This is a genomic window from Clostridium ihumii AP5, from assembly GCF_000612845.1.
Lineage (GTDB): Bacteria > Bacillota > Clostridia > Clostridiales > Clostridiaceae > Clostridium_J > Clostridium_J ihumii.
Window position 1 is genome coordinate 388,500 of sequence record NZ_CCAT010000083.1, and the last position, 23,912, is coordinate 412,411.

General features: G+C 28.0%; 21 protein-coding genes and 1 other RNA gene. 18 read left to right on the top strand and 4 right to left on the bottom strand.

Going from position 1 to position 23,912, the window contains the following annotated elements; genetic code table 11:
- Window positions 1–4 precede the first annotated feature (4 nt).
- The 6 genes from BN346_RS17480 (at window position 5) to BN346_RS17500 (ending at window position 6,271) form a co-directional block, all read left to right on the top strand.
- Window positions 5–616, top strand: coding sequence for an MBL fold metallo-hydrolase (locus BN346_RS17480; protein ID WP_040330266.1), 612 nt, complete (start codon window positions 5–7; stop codon window positions 614–616).
- An 87-nt stretch (window positions 617–703) separates the two neighbouring features.
- Entirely contained in the window at window positions 704–2,092 is a 1,389-nt protein-coding gene (locus BN346_RS17485; protein WP_051540489.1) for a coproporphyrinogen III oxidase, read from the top strand.
- A 79-nt stretch (window positions 2,093–2,171) separates the two neighbouring features.
- Window positions 2,172–3,431 carry a histidine--tRNA ligase gene (gene hisS, locus BN346_RS17490; RefSeq protein WP_040330268.1) on the top strand — a complete coding sequence of 420 codons (1,260 nt, stop codon included), beginning with the start codon at window positions 2,172–2,174 and terminating at the stop codon, window positions 3,429–3,431.
- A 12-nt stretch (window positions 3,432–3,443) separates the two neighbouring features.
- Window positions 3,444–5,237 carry an aspartate--tRNA ligase gene (gene aspS, locus BN346_RS17495; protein WP_040330269.1) on the top strand — a complete coding sequence of 598 codons (1,794 nt, stop codon included), beginning with the start codon at window positions 3,444–3,446 and terminating at the stop codon, window positions 5,235–5,237.
- Window positions 5,238–5,401: 164 nt separating this feature from the next.
- Window positions 5,402–5,582: non-coding RNA, 6S RNA (ssrS, locus tag BN346_RS21045), on the top strand.
- 119 nt (window positions 5,583–5,701) lie between these two features.
- Window positions 5,702–6,271, top strand: coding sequence for a DUF3867 domain-containing protein (locus BN346_RS17500; protein WP_040330270.1), 570 nt, complete (start codon window positions 5,702–5,704; stop codon window positions 6,269–6,271).
- Window positions 6,272–6,310: 39 nt separating this feature from the next.
- Here BN346_RS17500 and BN346_RS17505 read toward each other — a convergent pair whose 3' ends face one another.
- Both BN346_RS17505 and BN346_RS17510 read right to left on the bottom strand, forming a co-directional pair.
- Window positions 6,311–6,763, bottom strand: a complete 453-nt coding sequence (locus tag BN346_RS17505; protein WP_040330271.1) for a threonine/serine exporter family protein — start codon at window positions 6,761–6,763, stop codon at window positions 6,311–6,313.
- Window positions 6,760–7,530 carry a threonine/serine exporter family protein gene (locus BN346_RS17510; protein WP_040330273.1) on the bottom strand — a complete coding sequence of 257 codons (771 nt, stop codon included), beginning with the start codon at window positions 7,528–7,530 and terminating at the stop codon, window positions 6,760–6,762. Before BN346_RS17510 ends, BN346_RS17505 begins: the two co-directional genes overlap by 4 nt.
- A gap of 473 nt (window positions 7,531–8,003) precedes the next feature.
- On the opposite strand from BN346_RS17510, the gene glyA reads away from it, so the two are divergent.
- The 9 genes from glyA (at window position 8,004) to orr (ending at window position 18,819) form a co-directional block, all read left to right on the top strand.
- Complete coding sequence (gene glyA, locus BN346_RS17515; protein ID WP_040330274.1) at window positions 8,004–9,242, top strand: serine hydroxymethyltransferase; 1,239 nt, start codon at window positions 8,004–8,006, stop codon at window positions 9,240–9,242.
- Window positions 9,243–9,255: 13 nt separating this feature from the next.
- Window positions 9,256–10,614, top strand: a complete 1,359-nt coding sequence (locus BN346_RS17520) for a sigma-54 interaction domain-containing protein (RefSeq protein WP_040330275.1) — start codon at window positions 9,256–9,258, stop codon at window positions 10,612–10,614.
- A 297-nt stretch (window positions 10,615–10,911) separates the two neighbouring features.
- A complete protein-coding gene (gene ord, locus BN346_RS17525) occupies window positions 10,912–11,961 on the top strand; it encodes a 2,4-diaminopentanoate dehydrogenase (RefSeq protein WP_040330277.1) in 1,050 nt (349 codons plus the stop codon).
- 35 nt (window positions 11,962–11,996) lie between these two features.
- A complete protein-coding gene (gene ortA, locus BN346_RS17530) occupies window positions 11,997–12,290 on the top strand; it encodes a 2-amino-4-oxopentanoate thiolase subunit OrtA (protein ID WP_040330278.1) in 294 nt (97 codons plus the stop codon).
- 22 nt (window positions 12,291–12,312) lie between these two features.
- Window positions 12,313–13,725, top strand: coding sequence for a 2-amino-4-oxopentanoate thiolase subunit OrtB (gene ortB, locus BN346_RS17535; protein WP_040330279.1), 1,413 nt, complete (start codon window positions 12,313–12,315; stop codon window positions 13,723–13,725).
- Between the two features lie 96 nt (window positions 13,726–13,821).
- Window positions 13,822–14,196, top strand: a complete 375-nt coding sequence (locus BN346_RS17540) for an ornithine aminomutase subunit alpha (RefSeq protein WP_341350025.1) — start codon at window positions 13,822–13,824, stop codon at window positions 14,194–14,196.
- The gene (gene oraE, locus BN346_RS17545; protein ID WP_040330281.1) at window positions 14,190–16,364 is read left to right on the top strand and encodes a D-ornithine 4,5-aminomutase subunit OraE; all 2,175 of its coding nucleotides are present in this window, start codon (window positions 14,190–14,192) and stop codon (window positions 16,362–16,364) included. The genes BN346_RS17540 and oraE overlap by 7 nt, the downstream gene beginning before the upstream one ends.
- A gap of 35 nt (window positions 16,365–16,399) precedes the next feature.
- Window positions 16,400–17,731: a GlmL-related ornithine degradation protein gene (locus BN346_RS17550; RefSeq protein WP_341350026.1), complete on the top strand. Its 1,332-nt coding sequence runs from the start codon at window positions 16,400–16,402 to the stop codon at window positions 17,729–17,731.
- Complete coding sequence (gene orr, locus BN346_RS17555) at window positions 17,728–18,819, top strand: ornithine racemase Orr (RefSeq protein WP_081771055.1); 1,092 nt, start codon at window positions 17,728–17,730, stop codon at window positions 18,817–18,819. Before BN346_RS17550 ends, orr begins: the two co-directional genes overlap by 4 nt.
- Before the next feature lie 31 nt (window positions 18,820–18,850).
- Here the strand turns inward: orr and BN346_RS17560 are convergent, their stop codons facing one another.
- Together BN346_RS17560 and BN346_RS17565 are read right to left on the bottom strand one after the other, a co-directional pair.
- Entirely contained in the window at window positions 18,851–19,453 is a 603-nt protein-coding gene (locus BN346_RS17560) for a zinc dependent phospholipase C family protein (RefSeq protein WP_040330283.1), read from the bottom strand.
- 444 nt (window positions 19,454–19,897) lie between these two features.
- Window positions 19,898–21,247 (bottom strand): aminotransferase class V-fold PLP-dependent enzyme, encoded by a 1,350-nt coding sequence (locus BN346_RS17565; RefSeq protein WP_040330285.1) that lies wholly within the window; start codon window positions 21,245–21,247, stop codon window positions 19,898–19,900.
- A gap of 597 nt (window positions 21,248–21,844) precedes the next feature.
- Here BN346_RS17565 and BN346_RS17570 point away from each other — a divergent pair.
- Genes BN346_RS17570 through nifU form a run of 3 tightly spaced genes read left to right on the top strand, consistent with a single transcriptional unit; the run spans window position 21,845 to window position 23,905 of the window.
- On the top strand, window positions 21,845–22,288 hold the full coding sequence (locus BN346_RS17570; RefSeq protein WP_040330286.1) for an RrF2 family transcriptional regulator: 444 nt from the start codon (window positions 21,845–21,847) through the stop codon (window positions 22,286–22,288).
- Window positions 22,281–23,471, top strand: a complete 1,191-nt coding sequence (gene nifS / locus BN346_RS17575; protein ID WP_040330287.1) for a cysteine desulfurase NifS — start codon at window positions 22,281–22,283, stop codon at window positions 23,469–23,471. The genes BN346_RS17570 and nifS overlap by 8 nt, the downstream gene beginning before the upstream one ends.
- The gene (gene nifU, locus BN346_RS17580) at window positions 23,471–23,905 is read left to right on the top strand and encodes a Fe-S cluster assembly scaffold protein NifU (protein WP_040330288.1); all 435 of its coding nucleotides are present in this window, start codon (window positions 23,471–23,473) and stop codon (window positions 23,903–23,905) included. Before nifS ends, nifU begins: the two co-directional genes overlap by 1 nt.
- Window positions 23,906–23,912: the final 7 nt, after the last annotated feature.

Sequence of the window (23,912 nt, forward strand, 5' to 3'; positions counted from 1 at the left end):
TAAAGTGATTATAAAAAGAGTAGTTGCAGGAATTTATGGAGCAAATTGTTACATTATAATGGATGAAAATACAAAAGAGGCTGTAGTTTTAGATCCTGGTGGAGATGTAGATGATATAGAAAAAGCTATAAAAAGTATAAATGCAGATGTTAAATATATTCTTTTAACTCATGGTCATGTAGATCATGTTGGTGGTGTAGATGAACTTAGAAATATAGTTAATGCAAAAGTAGGAATAAGTGAAAAAGATTATGTTTTAATGGAAAAAGGAACATATATTTATGGAGATGCATTTAATAAAAATGTTGATTTATTTTTAAAGGAAAATGATATTATAAAGTTGAATAACTTTGAGGTTGAATGTATAGAAACACCAGGACACACTAAGGGTGGATTAGTTTTTAAAATAAATGAAAATGTGTTTACAGGAGATACATTATTTACAGGTTCTATAGGAAGAACAGATTTAGAAGGCGGTAATTATGAGGAAATAATGAACTCATTAAAGAATAAATTAGTTTCATTAAATGACGATTGTATTGTATTTCCAGGTCATGGACCACGTTCAACTATAGGAAATGAAAAAATGACTAATCCTTTTTTAAAAGAATTATAGAAAAGGAAATGATATAAATTGTACGATAGGAATAAAGTAATAAAAATAAATTTAAATAATTTAGATTTTAGATATGATGTTTTTCAAATGGTAAACTTATTTTATCCTTTTAGTGATATTGAATTTATAGAAGAGGAAATGAAGGATGATAACACTTTATGTGTTGAAGTTAATGACAATGAAGTTATTATATCTTATGAATTAGATAGTTATATTAGTAAAATAGATAAAAAATGCAGAGTAAAAGAAGAAGTGAAAAAATCAATCTTTAAATATATGAACAAAATAACAGGAAAAAAATTGGCATGGGGAACATTAGTAGGCATAAGACCATCTAAAAAAGCTTTAGAAAAATTAGAAGAAGGAATTTCAGAAAAAGAGATAATAAGGGATTTCAATGAAAGATATTTAACATCTAAAGAAAAAGCAAAACTTTGTATAGATGTTGCAAAATGGGAAAGAAATATAGTTAATAAAGATGAAAAAACTATAAGTATTTATGTTGGTATGCCATTTTGTCCAACAAGATGTGCATATTGTTCTTTTACTTCTAACCCAATATCAAGTTGTAAAACAATTGTAGAACCTTATTTACAATGTTTAAAAAAAGAAATTAAAATGATGAGTAAATATGTTAGAGAAAAAGAATTAAATGTTGAATGTGTTTATTTTGGAGGGGGAACGCCTACATCTATAAATAATGAACAATTTGAAGATGTTATGAAATCAATGTATGAATCATTTATAGAAAACTCTAATGTGAAAGAATTTACAGTTGAATGTGGAAGACCTGATAGTATAACTAGGGAAAAACTTATGTCAATGAAAGAATATGGTGTTCATAGAATAAGCATAAACCCACAGACCATGAATGATTCAACCTTAAAGTTAATAGGAAGAAGTCATGATGTTAAATCTGTTGTAGAAACATTTAAAATTGCAAAAGACTTGGGCTTTGACAATATAAACATGGATATAATTGTTGGTCTTCCAGGAGAAAAGTTTGATAACATAGAGATAACATGTAGTGAACTTGAAAAGTTAAAACCACATAGTATAACAGTACATGGAATGTCTATAAAAAGGGCATCTAAACTTCATGAAAACTTAGTAAATAATAAAAAGTTCGAAATTCCAAAACAAGATGAGTTAAATAAAATGTATGAAAGAACAGTAAATATGTCTAAAAAACTTGATATGAAACCTTATTATATGTATAGACAAAAAAACATGGTTGGTTCTATGGAGAATATAGGGTATGCAATAGAAGGGAAAGAAGGCATATACAATGTTCAAATGATAGAAGAAAAACAAACTATAATAGCATTAGGAGCAGATGCAGTTTCAAAAGTTGTTTTCTTAAATGAAAACAGAATTGAGCGATTTGCAAATGTGAAAGATGTTAGGGAATATATAAAAAGAATTGATGAAATGATAGATAAAAAAATAAATTTATTAGATTCTATGTATAATTAAATTTAAAAACTAGTTCTATCTATTTAGATATAAGAATTAAAATCCACATATTTTAAGTTTTGTGGTTAGGAGGTTTTTTATGAATTTTAAAGCACCAAAAGGTACTAAGGATATTTTGCCAGGAGAAATTTACAAATGGCATTATATAGAAAACTTAATGAGAGAGATTGCTGCAAGTTACGGTTGTAGAGAAATTAGAACACCAGCATTTGAGCATACAGATTTGTTTAAAAGAGGTGTTGGAGAAACTACTGATATAGTTCAAAAAGAAATGTATACTTTTGAAGACAAAGGTGGAAGAAGTATAACTTTAAAACCAGAAGGCACAGCACCAGCTGTTAGAGCATATGTAGAAGCAAGTTTATATGCAGATGCAAGGCCAACTAAATTATTTTATTTTACTCCAGCATTTAGGTATGAAAAAATGCAAAAAGGAAGATTAAGAGAACATCACCAATTTGGAGTTGAGGTTTTTGGAGCACAAGATGCAAGTGTAGATGCTGAAATTATAAGTATAATAATGAATGTTTATAATCACTTTGGAATAGAAGGATTAGAATTACATATAAATAATTTAGGATGTCCAACTTGTAGAAAAAAATATAATGATGCATTAAAAGCTTTTTTAGAGTCTAAAAAAGATGAGCTATGCTCTACTTGTAATAGTAGATTAGAAAAAAATCCACTTAGAATATTAGATTGTAAAGTAGATCATTGTAAAGAAATTGTAAGTGATGCACCAATAATACTAGATTATATTTGTGATGAGTGTAAAAATCACTTTGAAAACTTAAAGAAATATCTTGAAGTAATGAATATAAATTATATTGTAGATCCTAAAGTAGTAAGAGGGTTAGATTATTACACTAAAACTATTTTTGAAGTTATGGATAATGGATTTACACTTTGTGGTGGTGGAAGATACGATGGATTAATTAATGAGATTGGAAATCAAGATATTCCAGCAGTAGGATTTGGTCTAGGTATAGAAAGATTACTTTTAACATTAGAAGAAAAGGGGATAGAAATACCTAAACCTAATTACATGGACATTTATGTTGGTTCTATGGGCGAAACAGGAAAATTAGAAGCAGTAAAACTAATAAATTCATTAAGAAAATTAGGTGTAAAAGCGGAATGTGATCATATGGAAAGAAGTGTAAAAGCTCAAATGAAGTTTGCAAATAAAATAGGTACAACTTTTACAACTATTTTAGGTGAGGAAGAAATTCAAAATAGAGTATTTAAGTTGAAAAGAATGAGTGATGGAACTCAATTCGAAGTAAATTTAGATGATATAGATGAAATTATAAATATAATTAAGAACAACCAAAATTAGGAGGAAAGACATATGGGAGAATCATTAAATGGACTAAAAAGAACCATAATGTGTGGTGAACTTAGAGAAAGTCATATTTCAGAAAAAGTTACTGTAATGGGATGGGTTCAAAGAAAAAGAAATTTAGGTGGTTTAGTTTTTATAGATTTGAGAGATAGAACAGGAATATTACAAGTTGTATTTGGAGAAGCTATAAATAAGGAAGCATTTGAAAAAGCTGATTTAGCTAAGTCTGAATATTGTATAGCTGTTACTGGTGAAATAGTAAAAAGAGAATCACCAAATAGCAATATACCAACAGGAATGGTAGAGTTAAAAGGTGAAAGTATAAAAATATTATCAGAGTCAGAAACTCCACCAATATATATAAAAGAAAATTTAGATGCAGCTGAAAATGTAAGATTAAAATATAGATATTTAGATTTAAGAAGACCTGATATGCAAAATATATTCATGATAAGAAATAGAGCTAACAAAATAGTTAGAGATTACTTAGATGAAAATGGATTCTTAGAGATTGAAACTCCAATGTTAACTAAGAGTACACCAGAAGGTGCAAGAGATTATTTAGTTCCTAGTAGAAATTATCCAGGAATGTTTTATGCACTTCCACAATCACCACAAATATTTAAGCAATTATTAATGGTTTCAGGATTTGATAAATACTATCAAATAGTAAAATGTTTCAGAGATGAAGATTTAAGAGCAAATAGACAGCCAGAATTTACACAAATAGATATGGAAATGTCTTTTGTTGAGATGGAAGATATAATTGCATTAAATGAAGGTTTAATAAAGAGAGTATTCAAAGAAATTAAAGGAATAGATGTTAATCTTCCTATAAAAAGAATGCCATATAGAGAAGCTATGGAGAAATATGGTTCAGATAAACCAGATTTAAGATTTGGCATGGAAATAAAAAATATTACGGATTCAGTTAGAAATTCAGAGTTTGCAGTATTTAAAAATGCAATAGAAAATAATGGTTCAGTAAGAGCTTTAACTGTTAAAGGTTCATCTGATATGGGAAGAAAGAAAATAGATAAATTAGGTGAGTTTGTAAAAACATATAAAGCAAAAGGACTTGCATGGATAGCATATAAGCAAGACGAAATTAAATCACCTATAGCTAAATTCTTTAGTGAAGATGAAATGAAAAATATATTAAGTGCAGCAGATGCAGAGGTTGGAGACTTAGTATTAATAGTTGCAGATGTAGATAGTGTTGTATTACAAGCACTAGGTGCATTAAGATTAGAGCTTGCTAAAGAGTTAGAGTTATTAAAAGATAATAAAGAATTTAACTTTGTATGGATTACAGAATTCCCATTAGTTGAATATGATGAAGAGGAAAAAAGATGTGTAGCAATTCACCACCCATTCACATGTCCAATGGATGAAGACTTAGAACTTTTAGATACTGATCCTTTAAAAGTTAGAGCAAAAGCATATGACATAGTTTTAAATGGTGAAGAACTTGGTGGAGGAAGTATAAGAATTCATGATACTAAACTTCAAGAAAAAATGTTTACGCTTTTAGGATTCACTAAAGAAAGTGCTTGGGAGAGATTTGGATTCCTATTAGAAGGATTTAAATTTGGACCACCACCACATGGCGGACTTGCATATGGATTTGATAGAATGATTATGTTCTTAGCAGAAACAGAAAATATTAAAGATGTTATTGCATTCCCTAAAAATCAAAATGCTTATTGTCCTATGAGTGAAGCACCTAATGTAGTAGATGATAAACAACTAAAAGAATTAGCATTAAATATTGATAAAATAGATAATAAAGAAGAGTAATTTTTAAAAATATAAAAAATAAGTTACTTAATTTTAAATAAATGTAACATATATACAAAAAAATAAAGAAAATATTAAAATTGTATTATAAAATATTAAATTTTACTTATTAGTATTTGAAAATGAAAAGAATTTGATATATAATATGTTTATAAGTTAAATTAAATTTCCTGCTGTGTACGTGGAAGAGGTTATGTTGACCCAACATTTATACAATAGGAACCTAACTCTTTGCTTGGAGTTGTTGACTTGAGTACGGCTCAGGTACCAGAAGAGCAAAGGAAGGTTCCGCCCGTTGGAGAACGGGTTCAAATATTATCTTGGAGACGGCATGGTGGGGTTAATTGGAAAATTGAAGGGTTGCTTTATAGTGACCCTTTTTTCATATACTACTTTAAAGTAATATTTTGTTAAAAATTAGTTTAAAGCATTTTGTAATAAGACATGCTAGGAGGATTAATATTATGGGAGAGAATATTATTGATTTCAATAAGTTAAAAAGTAAAGCAAGTGATAAAGATATAGACAAATTTGAAGAATATATATATGGGTTATATTATTCAATGTCAGAAGGTAAACTGAACATGGGTGAATTCACTAAAAGTATAAAAGAGTATATGGAAAAAAACAATATTTCAGACGAAAAACTGATGAATATACAAAAAAAATTAATGGAGAGATATGGCTTTGATCCAGAAAATTTAGGCGAACAAATGAAAACCTTTGGTGTGGATTTAGAATCAATGGGACTAGGAAATTTAAATGAGAATTATGAAGAAGTTAGAAAAAATTTAAGTTTTCAAGAAAAATATAAATCTAGAATAACAAACGCTACTGTTATTACTTATAAGATTAAAAATGATTTAAATGATTTAGATATAATATTAGAAAAAGAGAATGTTATACTTAGAAGTAGTAAGTTGATAAATATTCAAGACAATGAATTAAACGAGTTTTTATGCTCATACAAAAAACTTTCAGAAGAGTCTTTAAAAATATCTATATGTGAAAATGCTAGAGAATTTGAATATTAAGAATAAAGAAAAACAAGATGAATATCTCATCTTGTTTTTTTATTTATTTAGCTTAGCCAATTTTCTTTTCATTGTAGATTTTGTTATAACTTTGCTTAATGTAGAAACAAACATTACACCTATTGCTATTGATCCAGCACTAAATAAAGTTTGTATTCCTTTAGTAAGAGCAAGATTATAATTTCCTTTTACAGCTTCGAAAGTTGTATAATACATTCCTCCACCAGGAACTAGTGGTATCAATCCACAAATTAAATAAACTGTAACAGGATTTTTAAATAAACGAGCCCATATTTCAGAAAGAATACTAACAGCTAAAGTACCCCAAAATAATGAAAGTACATCAGAGCATCCAATTTGTAAACTAAATTTATAAACTATCCATGAAACTGCACCACCGAGAGATGCAAAAAATAAATCTTTTCCTCTGATATTAAAAACAATACCAAATCCTAAAGAACTTATAAATGCATATAAGAAAGCTAAAATCATAGTACACCTCCTAATATGAAGACCATTATTTTAAATCCAAGTGCAGTACCAATTGCTATACTTGCAGCGATAATAATAGCCTCTATTGAACGAGAAATTCCAGAAAGTAAGTCTCCAGAAAGTGTATCTCGTATAGCGTTTGTAATTACAAGACCAGGTACTAATAGCATTATAGAACCTATGATTATTGTATCTTTATTAAATTCAGGATTAATGTGATTTACTAAAACTGCAATCATAGAAACAATTGCACCACAGCATACATTGCTGAAAAAACTATTAACTTCATGTTTATCAAAAAGTCTAGCAACTAATGTAATTATAAATCCAATTATAAATGCGATAACAAAATCTCTTAAAGCACCACCAAATAGTAAAGTGAATGCACCAGCACTAATTGCTGAAGAAAATAATGTAATGTTTTCACCATAACGTGGTAATGTGTTTATGTAATGCAATTCTTTTCTTATATCATCCATAGATAGATCATTTAAGTATAGACTTCGGGATAAATTATTTACAAGTGAAACCTTCTTTAAATTAACAGTTCTATTAGTTACACGTCTCACAGTTGTAATAGTTTTCTTATTGTCATTAGTTATTGAAAGTACTAAAAATGATGGAGTAACAAAATTCTCAACGTTTTTAACATCATATGCTTTACAAATCATTGAAAGAGTTTGTTCAACTCTGTAGGTTTCTGCACCATTTTCGAGCATTATTTTTCCTGCATCAGCAGCAATATCAATTATATTATCGGTATACATAGTTACTCCTTTCTTTTATGGAAAATTACTAACGATACATATTATATATTAAATTTAAGTAAATACAATAGCTCTTTAAAATATTAGAAAATTAAAAAAATGTATACAATAATTTTTAAAATAATAAAAAAATAAGTCTTATAAACATTTTTCCACAAAATACTACAAATTATAATTAGAAAATTGTCTATTTTTTAATTATAATTTATTTTATTAAAATTGTTAATGGTAACAAATGAAATAAAATTTAAATTTATAAATTTAAATTTTATTTGTGGCAAATGGTTATTATAAAAATATCTTAATAAATTGAAGTATAAGTAAAATGTATTTATAGTTTAAAATTTATTAGCAAAATAAATGGAAAGAATTTATAGAAAATAAAAAAAATTCTTCACTTTATCATTGATTATTAGTAAATATAAATTTATAATCGTAGGTATAAAGAACTTTTATACTAGGGGGTTATATATATGAGCTTAAATCAATTAGAAATTCATGATAATGAAATAATGAATCTTATTAATGAGGAGACAATGCGACAAGAAGAACATATTGAACTTATTGCTTCTGAGAATTTTGTATCAGAAGGTGTAATGAGAGCTTTAGGTTCTGTTTTAACAAATAAGTACGCAGAAGGATATCCAGGCAAAAGGTATTATGGGGGATGCTTTGTCGTGGATAAAATTGAAGATTTAGCAAGAGAAAGAATGAAAAAGTTATTTAATGCGGAACATGCTAATGTTCAACCACATTCTGGATCACAAGCAAACATGGCAGTATATTTAACAGTTTTAAATCCAGGTGATACAGTTTTAGGAATGGATTTAAGCCATGGTGGACACTTAACTCATGGTAGTCCAGTTAATTTCTCAGGAAAATTATATCATTTTGTTTCTTATGGAGTTGATAAAGAAACTGAAACAATTGATTATGAAGAAGTTAGAAATAAAGCAATAGAGCATAAGCCTAAGTTAATAGTTGCAGGTGCTAGTGCTTATTCAAGAATTATAGATTTTAAGAAATTTAGAGAAATAGCAGATGAAGTTGGTGCTTATTTAATGGTTGATATGGCACATATAGCTGGATTAGTCGCAGTTGGAGCACATCCATCACCAGTGCCATATGCAGACTTTGTAACAACAACTACACATAAAACATTAAGGGGACCAAGAGGTGGTGCAATTCTTTGCAAAGAAGAATTTGCAAAAGCATTAGATAAAACTATCTTCCCAGGAATACAAGGTGGACCACTTATGCATTGTATAGCTGGAAAAGCAGTATGCTTTAAAGAAGCTATGGAGGATGGTTTTAAAGTTTATATAGATCAAGTAGTTAAAAATGCAAAGGTACTAGCAGAAGAACTTACTAAATATGGTTTTAGAATAGTATCTGGTGGTACAGATAATCATGTTATGTTAGTTGATTTAACTAATAAGGAAATGACAGGAAAAGAATTAGAAAAACTTTTGGATACTGTAAAGATTACAGTAAATAAAAATACAATTCCATTTGAAACTAAGAGTCCATTTATAACTAGTGGAATAAGAATTGGTACAGCTGCTGTTACTAGTAGAGGATTTAAAGAAGAAGAAATGAGACAAATTGCTAGTTTAATTAATGAGATTGTTGAAAATAGAGATGGTGACTTAAAAGGTGTAAGTGAAAAAGTAGCTACTATATGTAGAAAGTATCCATTGTATAATAAATAAATGGTGATTGTTAATGAAAAGTGAGTACATTTTAGAGTATTTAATAAATAATCTTAATGAAGGAATTCATATAGTTGATAATAAAGGAAAGACAATATATTACAACACTGCAATGGAAAAAATAGAAGGATTAAAAAGGGAAGATGTAATAGGAAAAAAGGTTTATGAATATTTAAAAGAAATGGAAAACAGCTCAACACTTATGAATGCATTAAAAGATAGAAAAGAATATAAAGATGTACTGCAAAATTATTTTAGAAAAGATGGTAGAGAAATAACATCTTTAAATACAACAATTCCTGTTGTTGTTAATGACAAAGTAATAGCAGCTATAGAAGTTGCTAGAGATATGACACAAATAAAATCATTAAATGAGAAACTATGTAATTTAGTTAAAAATGATAAAAAAAGTCAAGGACATTATCTCTTTGATGATATAATAGGTGAAAGTTTAATATTAAAGAATGAAATTAATAAAGCTGTTAGAGCAAGCCTATCTAATTCATCAGTATTAATATATGGAGAAACAGGAACAGGAAAAGAATTGTTTGCACAAAGCATACATTATGGTGGTGTAAGAAGTCAAAAGCCATTTATTCCTATAAATTGCGCAGCGATACCTAGTGCATTATTAGAAGGAATGTTATTTGGAACAGTAAAGGGAAGTTTTACTGGTGCTGAAAATAAAAAAGGTCTTTTTGAGGAAGCAAACAGAGGTACTATTTTATTAGATGAGGTAAATTCCATGGAGCCATATCTTCAATCTAAACTTTTAAGAGTTCTTCAAGATGGATATATAAGACCATTAGGTAGCAATAAAATAATAGATGTAGATGTAAGAATAATTGCTACATTAAATGAAGAACCTAAAAAATTAATAGAAGAAGGAAAATTAAGAAAAGATTTTTATTATAGGCTTAGTGTTATTCAAATAAATGTTCCTCCACTTAGAGAGCGGAAAAATGATATAGAAACTTTAGCTTATTATTTTTTAGATTATTACAATAGAGTTTTAAATAAGAATGTTAAGTTTATAGATTCTAGTATTATAGAAGATTTTTTATCTTATGATTGGCCAGGAAACATTAGAGAGTTAAAAAATGTTATAGAGTCAGCTATGAATATGATAGATGATGGAGAAATGTTAAGTAGAGATGCTTTTGAAAATAGAAATATATTTTTAAAATCTGAAACAGATTTAAAGTCTTTAAACAAAAATATTTCTTTGAATGATTACTTAAATGGAATAGAAGAAAAGATTATAACAAATGAAATGAAGAGAAATCTAGGAAATATAACTAAAACAGCAAGTAAATTAAAAATTTCAAGACAGAATCTTCAATATAAATTAAAAAAATATAATATACAATAAAAATATTAATTGAAATAGATAAACTGAAAAATATTTTGCAGTTTATCTATTTTTTTATTTTTAATATGGAAATTAATTAAATAGAGCAAACTAAATAGCAAAAATTTTTTCACTATATGCAAGAAAATAGGCAATATCAAAAGAAGTTAAGCAAAAATTAAAAAATAATTACTATTTATTCAAAAAAATACATATAAATACTATGTATTTATATAAAAAAATTGGTATGAAAATTGCTATTAAATTAATTATAGGAAAACAATTGTTTCCCATAGTTGTAGTTGGAGGAATATATGTATGGATACAATAGGAATATTTCTTTGGGGATTAGGTACAGTAGGGGTTGAACTTGCAAAGTTAGCTTTAAATAAAGAAGGTGTAAAAATTTTAGGTATAGTAGATGAAGATAAAAATAAAATAGGAAAAGATTTAGGTGATATTTTAAGTATAGAAAAAACTAATATAATTATCAGTGATCCAAAAGAAAACTTAATAGATAAAGTAGAAGCAGATGTAGTGATATTATCTACAAAATCTCAGATAAAATCAATATTTACAGTAGTTAAAGATATATTAAAAAGTAAGAAAAATTGTATAACTATTGCTGAAGAAATGGTTTATCCATATTGTGTAGAGCCTGAATTATCTATTAAAATAGATGAACTTGCAAAAGAAAATAATGTTACTATATTAGGCACTGGTGTCAATCCAGGATTTATTCTAGATTCATTAATAATAACATTGTCTTCTACTTGTAATAAAATTAGGAAGATTACAGCAGAAAGAATAAATGATTTATCTGATTTTGGATTAGAAAGTATGAAGTTTCAAGGAGTTGGAACAACATTAGAAGAGTTTGAAAAAGGTATAGATGATGGAGAGATAGTAGGGCATATAGGTTTTCTACAATCTATATCTATGATAGTAGATACATTAGGGATAGATTATGATGAGATAATTGAATCAAAAGAACCAATAATATCCAATACTTATAGAACAGCAAATGGAATTGAAGTTGAACCAGGAATGGTAGCAGGTTGCAATCATGTAGCTATAGCATATAAAAACGGAAAAGAAATCGTAGTTTTAGAGATGGTAAATCAAATATATCCACAAAGTGAGGCAATTGATACAGGTGATTATATAAATATATATTGCGAAAATGATTTACACTTTTCAATAAAATCTGGAATCCAAGGTATAAAAGGAAGTGCATTATTAGCTTTAAATATGATACCACAAGTAGTAGCTAGTGAGAGTGGTTTAAAAACAATGGTAGATATGAAAAATCCACATGCTATTGAAAATAATTTTATGGACCAACTTAAGTATTACAAGAAATTATGATATTTGAAATAAAATTTATTAGGGAGGATTTGAAAATGGTTAAAAAGGGAACATATGTTGAAATATCATCTATTGTATTAGAGGTTAAAGATAGATCACAAAGTATACCAGATGACACAAAAAATACTCCACTTAAGATGTGGGCAAGAGGTAATACTCTTTATGACTCTGAAATTGGGGAAGAAGTTGAAATTGAAACTATTATAGGAAGACGTATGAAAGGAATTCTAGAAAATATAGAACCAAATTATGATCATAATTTTGGTGCACATGTAAGTGAAATAGATTATATAGGAAAACAAGCAAAGGATATTTTATTTAATAAATAGATTATTTGGAGGTGATATAAAAATGAACAAATATGAAGCTTTAATGGAAAGAAAAAATGAAATAATGATTAAATCAGTTGGAATAGATTTTTCTAAATATGAAAAAGGTAAGTTAGCTTTTGATTATGAGGAAATGATGAATGATATAGGATATTCTTTAGAAGAAGTAATAGAAATTCAAAAACAAACAGGTGTTGGAAATACACCATTATTAGAACTTAGAAACATTACTAATTTAGCTAGAAAGGTATCTAAAACTGGTAAAGCAGCAAGAATATTTATAAAAGATGAAAGTTCAAATCCATCAGGAAGTTTTAAAGATAGAAGAGCAGCTATATCTGTATATGATGCTAAACTCAGAGGCTACAAAGGTGTTGCTTCAGCTACATCAGGAAATTATGGGGCAGCTGTAGCATCACAAGCAGCAATGAGAGGTCTTGATTGTATAATAGTTCAAGAATGTTATGATTCAAAAAAGATAGGACAACCTGAAATTATTGAAAAAGGAAGAAAATGTGATTGCTTAGGAGCAGAAGTATTGCAACTTACTGTAGGCCCAGAACTTTTTTATACTTTTTTAGATGTTCTTGATAAAACAGGTTTCTATAATGCTTCATTATATTCTTCTTATGGTGTAAGGGGAATAGAAACCTTAGGATATGAAATTGCAAATGAATGTAAGAGTAAGTTTGGATGCTATCCATCTGCTGTAATAGCAACTCATGCTGGTGGTGGGAATGTAACAGGAACAGCAAGAGGACTTATAAAAGCTGGAGCAAAAGAAACACAAATGATAGGTGCTTCTGTAAATTTAGAAGGTCTTCATATGGCAAGTGATAATGCGTTTAATAGAAAATCTTTTACAACAGGACATACTGGTTTTGGAATACCATTTATGGTGTGGCCTGATAGAAGTGATGTTCCAAGAAGTGCTGCAAGACCATTAAGATATTTAGATAGATATGTAACAGTATCTCAAGGAGAAGTATTTTATATGACAGAACTATTATCTAAGATAGAAGGTCTTGAAAGAGGTCCAGCAGGGAACACATCTTTAGCAGCAGCATTTGCAATAGCTCAAGAGATGGAGAATGATGAAATTATAGTAGTACAAGAAACAGAATATACAGGAGCTGGCAAGCATATATTGCCACAATTAACATTTGCAAAAGATAACGGCATTGATATTTTAATAGGAGATCCATGTGAAGAAGTGGCAGGAAAGAATATTATACTTCCTGATCATCCATCTAGATTATCTGTAAAGGATAAGGATTTGAATCATTATAGGGAATCACTTATAAAAAATAATATTAAGTTACTAAAAGACAAGTATATTTCTAAAGTGGATTTAGAATATTTAGCAATAGAAACTAAATTGTCTGAAGAAAAGGTAAAAGAAATTCTTTCAAAAAAAGAAATAAATATAGAATAAATTTTTATTTTCTTATTTGTATATCATTAAAAGATAATAGATATAAAGTGATTTAATACAGCTATATTGAATTATTTATTAATAAAAAAGGGGGAAATGGCATTGAAAAGAGAAGATGATTTTGAGGTAAGAAGAAAACATTTAAGTAATTTAAGTGATGAAGAATTATATAATAGATTTTGGGAGTTAACAGAGGAAATAGTAAGTCCGCTTATAGATTTAGCTTATAAAAACACATCTCCATCAATAGAACGTTCAGTACTTTTGAGAATGGGATTTTCAAGTTTAGAGGCTTCTAAAATAACCAATGAAGGAGCTAAATTAAATTTGTTATCTAAAGGTATGGGAAATGTTGTTGTGAAATATGCAAAGAAAAATAATATAGATTATTTAGAGGCTGGAAAAATTTTAAGTGAAGGAACTGGATGGAATGAAGTAATAGAAATTTTTAGGGGGGATAAAAATTGTTAGAAAGAAATGAAAAAATAAATGTAGAAGAAATATTAAAAGATTTAGATAAATACACACCTAAAAGAAGAGGTTGGCATTGGAGAGAAAAGTATGAAATGCCAGTAGGTGAATTTAAATATGATGAAATTTCAATGCCATTAAACAATAGTAGAAGTCTACCATCCTCCAGAAGTTTTAATAGTATAGATCCACAACCGATACCAGTAATAACATCAGAAATAGCATCAGGTAGATTTGAAGATGATATAAGAAGAATGAGAATGGCAGCTTGGCATGGTGCAGACCATATTATGGTTATAAGGACAGCAGGTCAAAGTCACTATGATGGATTGATTGAAGGTACACCAGAAGGAATAGGTGGAGTTCCTATAACAAGGAAAGAGGTTAGAGCAACAAGAAAAGCGTTAGATTTTATAGAAGAAGAAGTTGGAAGACCAATAAATTTCCACTCATATGTATCTGGAGTTGCAGGTCCTGATATAGCAGTAATGTTTGCTGAAGAAGGTGTAAATGGGGCACATCAAGATCCTCAATATAATGTTTTATATAGAAATATAAATATGGTGCGTTCATTTGTGGATGCAGCTGTAGCTAAAAAACTTATGGCATGGGCTGGAATATTGCAAATTGATGGAGCACATAATGCAAATGCAACAGCTATGAAAGGATATAATGTAATGCCTGAATTAATGGTGCAACATGCTATAAATTCAAAATTTTCTGAAATGATAGGTATAAAAAGTGAAAATATAGCACTTTCTACAGTTCCTCCAACAGCACCTCCAGCTCCATGCTTAAAATATGATTTACCATATGCTGTAGCACTTAGAGAGTTATTTAGAAACTATAAAATGAGAGCTCAAATGAATACTAAGTATATGGATTCATGTACAAGAGAAGCAACTGTTACTCATGCATTAAATTTATTATTATCAAAGCTTACATCTGTGGATATTCAAAGTACAATAACACCAGATGAGGGAAGAAATGTGCCTTGGCATTATAATAATATTCATGCTGTAAATACTGCTAAACAAGCACTTATAGGTATGGATGGCTTAATGGAAATGGTTGAACTTAAAAAGGATGGATATTTAAGATATAAATCCAGAGAATTAAAAGAAAGAGCGGTTCTTTTCTTAGAAGAAATTTTAGAGAATGGTGGATATTTTGAGGCTGTTGAAAAAGGCTTTTTTGTAGATTCAGGAGAATATCCAGCAAGAAATGGAGATGGAATTGCAAGAAAAATTCAAGGAGGAATTGGTGTAGATACAATAGTGGAAAGAGATGAAGATTATTTTGCTCCAGTATGTGCACATTTTGGATACAATAATATTCCAAAAGAATATGAAAACCCTTGTGATGCTATAAATGGATGCACACTTTGTAAACATGAAAAAATTCAATATATAGATGAATTAGATGATGAAGATAATGTATATAAAAGAATGGAGAGAGTTAAAGATGATGGAACTATAGTTCCAGAAGTAGAATGGAAAAATGATGGATATGTATCTGTAACATTATTTATACCAGAAGAAGAACGTATAGCTGAAGCAGCTGCATTAGAAATGGGCAAAAATATGAATTTAAGTGATGTTGAAGTTATTCATAAGCAAATAATGCAAGATGCTGAGGGAACTTTAGTTGAAATAAAAGGAAGGGTAAACTTTAAGATTAAAAAGAATGAGCTAAAAGTTCCAGAGAAAAAAGAACTTTTAAGTGACGATATTATGAGAGAATATGTTAAGGAAAACCCAGTTAAGATAGTTGCAGCAACAGTAGGTGAAGATGAACATTCTGTTGGTTTAAGAGAAATAATAGATATAAAACATGGCGGTATGGAGAAATATGGAATAGAATGTGTTTATCTTGGAACATCTTGTCCAGTAGAAAAATTAATTGATGCTGCAATAGAAACGAAAGCAGATGCAATAGTAGCTAGTACAATAATAACTCATAATGATGTTCATACAAAGAACATGCAAAAAATTCATGATTTATGTGTTGAAAAAGGCGTAAGAGATAAGTTTATATTAGTTTCAGGTGGTACACAAGTTACTGATGAAATAGCTAAAGCACATGGAATGGATGCTGGATTTGGAAGAGGTACTCATGGAAATAATGTAGCATCATTCATAATAGAAACATTAATGAGAAGAAAATAACTTTAAATTTGAAATTTTTTATAGGGAGGTGAAAAATGATGAATGTAGATTATTTGGTTGCAGAGATAGGAAGTACTACTACATTAGTAACGGCATTAGATTTTAAAAATGGTGCAGAAATAGTAGGGCAAGGAAAAGCTTTTACAACAGTGCTAGATGGAGATGTTACAATAGGATTAAAAAATGCTATTAGAGAAATTGAAGAAAATATAGGAAGTAAGCTAACGTATAAAAAAATGTTAGCTACTAGTAGTGCTGCTGGAGGGCTTAAAATAACAGTTCATGGCTTAGTAGAAGATATGACTGTAAAAGCAGGAAGAGAAGCAGCATTAGGTGCAGGTGGAATAATAAAAATGGTGACAGCAGGAAAATTAAGAAAAGGTGATTTAAAAAGAATAAAAGAGATAAATCCAAATTTAATTATGATTGCTGGTGGAACAGATTATGGTGAAAGAGATACAGCTTTATATAATTCAGAAGTTATAAGCAAAGAAGGTTTAAAAATACCTATAGTTTATTGTGGGAATGTTGCAAATATAGATGAAGTAAAGGAAATTTTTAAGGGACAAGAATTATATATTATAGAAAATGTTTATCCAAGGGTTGATGAAATTAATGTAGAGCCTGCGAGAAAAGTAATACAAAAAGCATTTGAAAATAATATTGTTAAAGCACCAGGCATGGAAAAAATAAAGGAAATGGTAGATGGAACAATTATGACAACTCCAGGTGCAGTTATGGAAGCTACTAAACTTTTATATGAAGAAATAGGTGATGTAGTGGTTATTGATGTAGGGGGAGCGACGACAGATGTACATTCAGTAACAGAAGGATCCTCAGAAATATTAGATATGTTAGTTATTCCAGAACCTAAAGCAAAGAGAACAGTAGAAGGTGACTTAGGCGTTTATATAAATAGTTTAAATATATTAGAATTAATGAGCAATGAAGAATTAAATGGTATGAGTAGAGAAGAAATATTAAAATATATAAAGCCTATACCTAGTAATGAGATAGAAAAAAAATGGAGTGAAGTATTAAGAGACAAAGCCGTTAATATTGCCTTTAAAAGACATGTAGGTGTAATTAAACGCTCCTATGGAAGTGGAAAAAATTTTTTGGCATATGGAAAAGATTTATCAAAGGTAAAATATATAGTAGGCACAGGTGGTGCACTCACTAAATTACCTAATGGAAAGACAATTTTAGAAAAAATTAAGTATATTGGTAGTGATTTAACTATGTACCCTAAAGATGATGCAAAAGTATTATTAGATAATTTATATATAATGGCTCTTGCTGGAGTATTATCTAAAGAAGATAAAACTTTAGCGATTAAGCTTTTAAATAGGAGTTTGGAAATATGAAAAGAATATATCCTTGCATAGAAATAGATTTAGCAAAGATAAAAAATAATTGTAGTATTATAAAGAAACTTTGTGATGATAAAAATATAGAAGTTGTAGCTATAACTAAAGGATTTTGTGCTGAAAAGCCAATAATAAAAGCAATTATAGATTCTGGTATAAAAAGTGTAGGTGATTCTAGAATACAAAATCTTAAGCCAGCACAAAATTTTAATTGTACAAAATATTTAGTAAGAATACCAATGGAAAGTGATGTTAATAATGTAATAAAGTATTCAGATATAAGTTTAAACTCAGAATTGGAAGTTATAAAAAAATTATCTAAAGTAGCAAAGAAAGCTAAAAAAATTCATAAGATAATACTTATGATTGATTTAGGAGATTTAAGAGAAGGTATTTTGGAACTTGATCTTTTAGATGTAGTAAAAGAAGTGTTGAAACTGCCTAATATAGAATTAGTAGGACTTGGAACAAATTTAACTTGTTATGGTGGAGTAATACCAGATAAAGATAATTTAGGGAAGCTTATAAAACTTAAAGAGCGTGTTGAAAATGTATTTAATATTCAAATACCAATAGTGTCAGGTGGAAACTCCAGTAGTTTATATATGGTTATAAATGGTGAAATACCAAAGGGTATAACTCAACTAAGAATAGGAGAAGGAATACTTTTAGGTAATGAAACAGCTTTTGGAAATGTTATAGATGGAACATCTCAAACAGCATTTAAGTTAAAAGCTGAAATTGTTGAAATAAAAAATAAACCATCAGTTCCAAAGGGGAAAATTGGATTAAATGCATTTGGTGAAGTGCCTACGTTTAAAGATCTAGGTGTTATGAAAAGAGCCATAGTTGCAATTGGAAGACAAGATATTAATATAGATGGCTTAATTCTTGAAGATGAGAAGATAAGGTTATTAGGTGCAAGTAGTGACCATTTAATATTAGATATTACAGAAAGTGATAAGGAATATAAAATAGGTGATATAATTGAATTTAACATAAAATATTCATGTTTATTGCAATCTATGACATCTAATTATATTACAAAGTATTATAAAAAGTATGACAATATAAAAGATGAATGATAATTATCATTCATCTTTTATATTTATAAGTTTAAGCATTTTTAAATATTATATGACGACTGTTACATTTCTTAGAGTATGCTTTTAAAATACATTCACCAACTAGAAGACAAGCTTTAGAGGAATATACAACATCCTTTTCAAAATCATTATCTAAAGATGTATCACTTGCATAATCATCATGCAAACTTTTAATAGCGCTTAAAACATCTTCTGAAGAAGTAAAATCATACTGAAAATTTAGTAAATTTTCTAAAATTTTATCTGCATTTTTTTTAATATAAAAAACTTCATTTTGTTCATAAATATGATGTTGAGACCTGCTTCCTTTATAATATTCGTTATGAGGTAAACAGAAATAATCACATATGAAATGAAATATAGAACCAAGTTCAATTACAAATTTATTATAAGTAAGATTATCATTTTCTATATCAGAATATATATTATTAGTTAATCTATTTATATGCTCTAAGCAGTAGTGATTTACATGATATTTCATTATTTTTGTTTTCTTTATATCAGGTCTAATATTGCCGTATAAAAAACTTAAAGGTTTTATCTTTATATCTAATTTTTCTTCCAATATAGGTCTAAATTTTGATGCCAAAGATAAATGTGCCATTATATTCATTATTGATACCTCTTTTAAAATTAATTTTAATTATATGATTCCAAATTTGTAATATAAATTATTCATTTTTAAAATTTAATATATTTTTAAATAAAAAATAATTTCACATTCATTGCTAAGTGTAATTCATCAATAAAAATAGTAATTTAAATTAATGTTTTAAATATATAAAACTTACAATGTATGTAATTAATATTATATTATAAATTTATTAATAAAAGTTACAAAAGTATATCTAAATAAGCTTGAATTTTCACTAAATAATATTATAAATTAATATTGCGAAAATTTCATTATAAAAAAAATGGCAGAAATCAAATAAAAAACATTATGCAATAAAAAATTTAGTATATATTGTGAAATTAAAAAAGCTTTCTATTAATTTATAGAAAGCTTTAAAATTTTTTACATATATAAATTTATATTTAATAGTAAAGTTATTTATTAATCAAATAAAATAGAGGAATCTATTTCGGAATATTTATCTAGATAGTATTTTCTATTAGTTGCTATTTTATTAAGTGCAAAGATTAATTCATTTATTTCAGATATAGTATTGTACATACCAAAACTAATTCTTAAGGTTCCTGGATATTTTTCCTTTGGTAATGTTAAATTTTTCATAATTTCACTTTGAGAAATATTTAAAAGTTTTTGCATATAAGGTTGTGCACAAAAACAACCACTTCTGACACCTATACCAAATTCTAAAGAGAGGACTTTGGATACAAGTTTATGATGAAGACCATTAATATTAAAAGGTATTATACTTACTTTATTATTAAAATTTAAATAATCACCATAAAGAATTACATTTGGAATTTTAAGCATATTTAGTGTTGCATATTTAGTTAAATACCTTTCATAGTTTTCGATATTTTTCATACCACAATCAGATAATGTTTCAATAGCTGATACAATAGCGATTGAACCTAAAACATTCGGTGTTCCTGCTTCGTATTTATCGGGTGAATCGGCCCAAATTACAAAATCATGTGTAACAAAATCAATAGTACCGCCACCTACGTAATCAGGAGAACAACAAGATAAGATATCCTTAGGTCCTATTAATGCACCACTTCCAAATGGTGCATAGAATTTATGACCAGAAAATGCTGCAAAATCTATATGCTCTAAACTATCATAAGGCATCAAATTCACTGGTGAATGTGGAATTAGTTGAGCTCCATCAACTAATATTTTAGCATTATAATTGTGAACCAATTTAGCAATTGAATTTATAGGTGTTTTATGCCCAGTAACATTTGAAGCGCCAGTAACTGTAACAAGCTTAACTCTATTATTATATTTAATAAGTTTAGATTCCAAATCATTTATATCTAAATTGCCATTATCATCTACATTAACATAATATACAGAATACAATTTTCGCCAAGGTAAATCATTAGAATGATGTTCCATGAAGGTAGATAGTATAACATCTTTTTCAGGTTCATAATCTTTTAAAATATTAGCTAATTTGTTAATTGCTTCTGTACAATTTTTTACAAAAATTACATCCATTCTATCATCATCACAGTTTAAAAAACTTTTTATAGTATCTCTGCTATCATCATATATCTTTGTGGATAATTGAGATTTATATCCATCACCACGGTGGATTGAAGAATAATATGATGAAAAGTTATTTATATCATTAAGAACTTTATGAAGCGGTGGTGTAGTTGCTGCATTATCAAAATTTATATAGTTCTTTAAATATCCAGTTATTAGAGGTACTTTAGCATTAACTCCAACTACTAAATCTCTATAAGGATTATAGTTATTATTCATTTTATACCCCCTAACTAAAATAAGATAGGATTATAGGGAAACAAGATAAAACTTAAAATTATCTTATTTACTGTATATATTTGATTTTGAATTTATTATTTATTTTAAAAGATTTTCAAGTTATTTCATGACTTATTAGATAGAAGAGGAACTTGAAAATTCATAATAAGTTCTTTAAAGTATATAGGTTTCCTCAATGTAGAGGGTTATCTCCCTATATAAATATAATATTAAAAAAAAATATAAATGGTACAATATAATTTGAAAAAAAACCACAATATAGGTGATTTATTGGCAAAATATAAAGGTATATTACATAAAACAGAAAAAATATATAAATTTATAAATTAAAAAGATTATTGATTTTATTTAGTAATAATAAAAAATAATATATGAAATTTAAGCATAAAAAACAATTATTTTTACAATTAAATTTGGAAAAAATATAGATTTTACTTTCAAAGTTTTATAAGTCAAATAGCTTCAAATAGCCATTTAAAGTCTTGATAAATAAAAGAAAATTTATAGTTGACAAGAATACTCTGATTTGCTATTATCAAAGTATAGTAAAACACTCAACATTAAGGAGTGATAAAAATGAAGTTATCTACAAAAGGAAGATATGGTGTAAAAGCCATGGTAGACTTAGCTATCAATTATGGAGGAAATCCAATATCTATAAAAAATATATCAGAAAGACAAAATATATCTGAATATTATCTAGAACAATTATTTTCTAGTTTAAGAAAAGCTAAGCTTATAAAAAGTATAAGGGGTGCAACTGGCGGATATGTTTTAGGAAAGGCTCCAGAAGAAATTACAATATATGATGTATTAGAAGTTTTAGAAGGACCAATAGAAATATCAACTTGTTTAGACAGTGATTGTTGTAATAATATTGATTGTTGTGCAACAAGAATGGTTTGGAAAAAAATTAAAGATAGTATAGATAGTGTTACAACGTCTATAACTCTTAAGGATATAGTAGAAGATTACAAAAGTATTTCAAAAATCAAAGGAGTGACAATTCAAAATGAATAAAAAAACTGTTTATATGGACTATGCGGCAACAACATACACAAAACCAGAGGTTCTAGAAGAGATGATTCCATATTTTAATCAATATTTTGGAAATCCTTCTTCAATTTACTCAATTTCAAGAGAAACTAAAAAAGCTATAGATATGTCTCGTGACAGAGTAGCTAAAGCCCTTAATGCAGATAGAAGTGAAATTTATTTTACAGGTGGTGGATCAGAAGCTGATAACTGGGCAATAAAAGGAATAGCATTTGCTCATAAGAATAAAGGTAATCATATTATAACAACAAAAATAGAACATCATGCAGTATTACATACTTGTGAGTATTTAGAAAAATATCATGGCTTTGAAATTACATATTTAGACGTTAATGAAGAAGGCATAATAAGCTTAGAAGACTTAAAAAATGCAATAACAGATAAGACAATATTAGTTACAATAATGTTTGGAAATAATGAGATTGGTTCAATTCAACCAATAAAAGAAATTGGTGCAATTTGTAAAGAAAAAAATGTATTTTTCCATACAGATGCAGTTCAAGCAGTAGGAAATGTAAAAGTAGACGTAAAAGATATGAACATTGATTTATTATCTTTAGCATCACATAAATTTTATGGACCTAAAGGTGTAGGTGCATTATATATAAGAAAAGGAATAAGAATTCATAATTTAGTTCATGGTGGAGGACAAGAAAAAGCAAGACGTGCAGGTACAGAAAATGTAGCTGGAATAGTTGGAATGGGAAAAGCTATAGAACTTGCTACAGAGGATATAGAAAAGCATCAAAGTAGAATATTACCATTAAGAGAAAAATTAATAAAAGGATTACTAGAAATACCACATACAAGATTAAATGGACCTACAGGAGATAAGAGACTTCCTGGAAACGTAAATGTTTGTTTTAAATTTATTGAAGGAGAATCAATACTTCTAATGTTAGATGCTATGGGAATATGTGCATCAAGTGGTAGTGCTTGTACATCAGGTTCACTAGATCCATCACATGTATTATTAGCAATAGGACTTCCACATGAAATAGCTCATGGATCACTAAGATTAACAATTGGAGACGGAACTACAGAAGAAGATATAGATTATGTTCTTGAAAAAGTACCAACAATAATACAAAGATTAAGAGATATGTCACCATTATATGATGAATTTATAAAAGGAGATGGAAAATAATGATATACAGTGAAAAAGTAATGGACCATTTTACAAACCCAAGAAACGTTGGAGAAATAGAAAATGCAAGTGGAATAGGTGAAGTAGGAAACGCAAAATGTGGAGACATAATGAGAGTTTACCTAAAAGTAGAAAATGATGTAGTTACAGATGCTAAGTTCAAAACTTTTGGATGTGGATCAGCTATAGCATCTTCAAGTATGGCTACAGAACTTATAAAAGGAAAATCTGTAGAAGAAGCTTGGACTTTAACAAATAAAGCTGTTGCAGAAGCATTAGATGGACTTCCACCAATAAAAATGCATTGCTCAGTATTAGCAGAAGAAGCAATTCATAAAGCTATAAATGATTATAGAGAAAAACAAGGTTTAGAACCATGGGATTTTAAAGAAACTGATCATGATGCATTACATGATGTTGTTCACGGAGAATAGGTGATAA

Bases quoted from the DNA above. Each gene is read 5' to 3' on its own strand.
- BN346_RS17520 (WP_040330275.1), top strand. From the start codon at position 9,256: ATGAAAAGTGAGTACATTTTAGAGTATTTAATAAATAATCTTAATGAA.
- BN346_RS17505 (WP_040330271.1), bottom strand. From the start codon at position 6,763: ATGATTTTAGCTTTCTTATATGCATTTATAAGTTCTTTAGGATTTGGT.
- nifU (WP_040330288.1), top strand. From the start codon at position 23,471: ATGATATACAGTGAAAAAGTAATGGACCATTTTACAAACCCAAGAAAC.
- BN346_RS17550 (WP_341350026.1), top strand. From the start codon at position 16,400: ATGATGAATGTAGATTATTTGGTTGCAGAGATAGGAAGTACTACTACA.
- aspS (WP_040330269.1), top strand. From the start codon at position 3,444: ATGGGAGAATCATTAAATGGACTAAAAAGAACCATAATGTGTGGTGAA.
- BN346_RS17565 (WP_040330285.1), bottom strand. From the start codon at position 21,247: ATGAATAATAACTATAATCCTTATAGAGATTTAGTAGTTGGAGTTAAT.
- BN346_RS17485 (WP_051540489.1), top strand. From the start codon at position 704: ATGGTAAACTTATTTTATCCTTTTAGTGATATTGAATTTATAGAAGAG.
- BN346_RS17560 (WP_040330283.1), bottom strand. From the start codon at position 19,453: ATGAATATAATGGCACATTTATCTTTGGCATCAAAATTTAGACCTATA.
- ortA (WP_040330278.1), top strand. From the start codon at position 11,997: ATGGTTAAAAAGGGAACATATGTTGAAATATCATCTATTGTATTAGAG.
- BN346_RS17500 (WP_040330270.1), top strand. From the start codon at position 5,702: ATGGGAGAGAATATTATTGATTTCAATAAGTTAAAAAGTAAAGCAAGT.
- ord (WP_040330277.1), top strand. From the start codon at position 10,912: ATGGATACAATAGGAATATTTCTTTGGGGATTAGGTACAGTAGGGGTT.
- hisS (WP_040330268.1), top strand. From the start codon at position 2,172: ATGAATTTTAAAGCACCAAAAGGTACTAAGGATATTTTGCCAGGAGAA.
- nifS (WP_040330287.1), top strand. From the start codon at position 22,281: ATGAATAAAAAAACTGTTTATATGGACTATGCGGCAACAACATACACA.
- BN346_RS17510 (WP_040330273.1), bottom strand. From the start codon at position 7,530: ATGTATACCGATAATATAATTGATATTGCTGCTGATGCAGGAAAAATA.
- glyA (WP_040330274.1), top strand. From the start codon at position 8,004: ATGAGCTTAAATCAATTAGAAATTCATGATAATGAAATAATGAATCTT.
- orr (WP_081771055.1), top strand. From the start codon at position 17,728: ATGAAAAGAATATATCCTTGCATAGAAATAGATTTAGCAAAGATAAAA.
- ortB (WP_040330279.1), top strand. From the start codon at position 12,313: ATGAACAAATATGAAGCTTTAATGGAAAGAAAAAATGAAATAATGATT.
- BN346_RS17570 (WP_040330286.1), top strand. From the start codon at position 21,845: ATGAAGTTATCTACAAAAGGAAGATATGGTGTAAAAGCCATGGTAGAC.
- BN346_RS17540 (WP_341350025.1), top strand. From the start codon at position 13,822: ATGGCATTGAAAAGAGAAGATGATTTTGAGGTAAGAAGAAAACATTTA.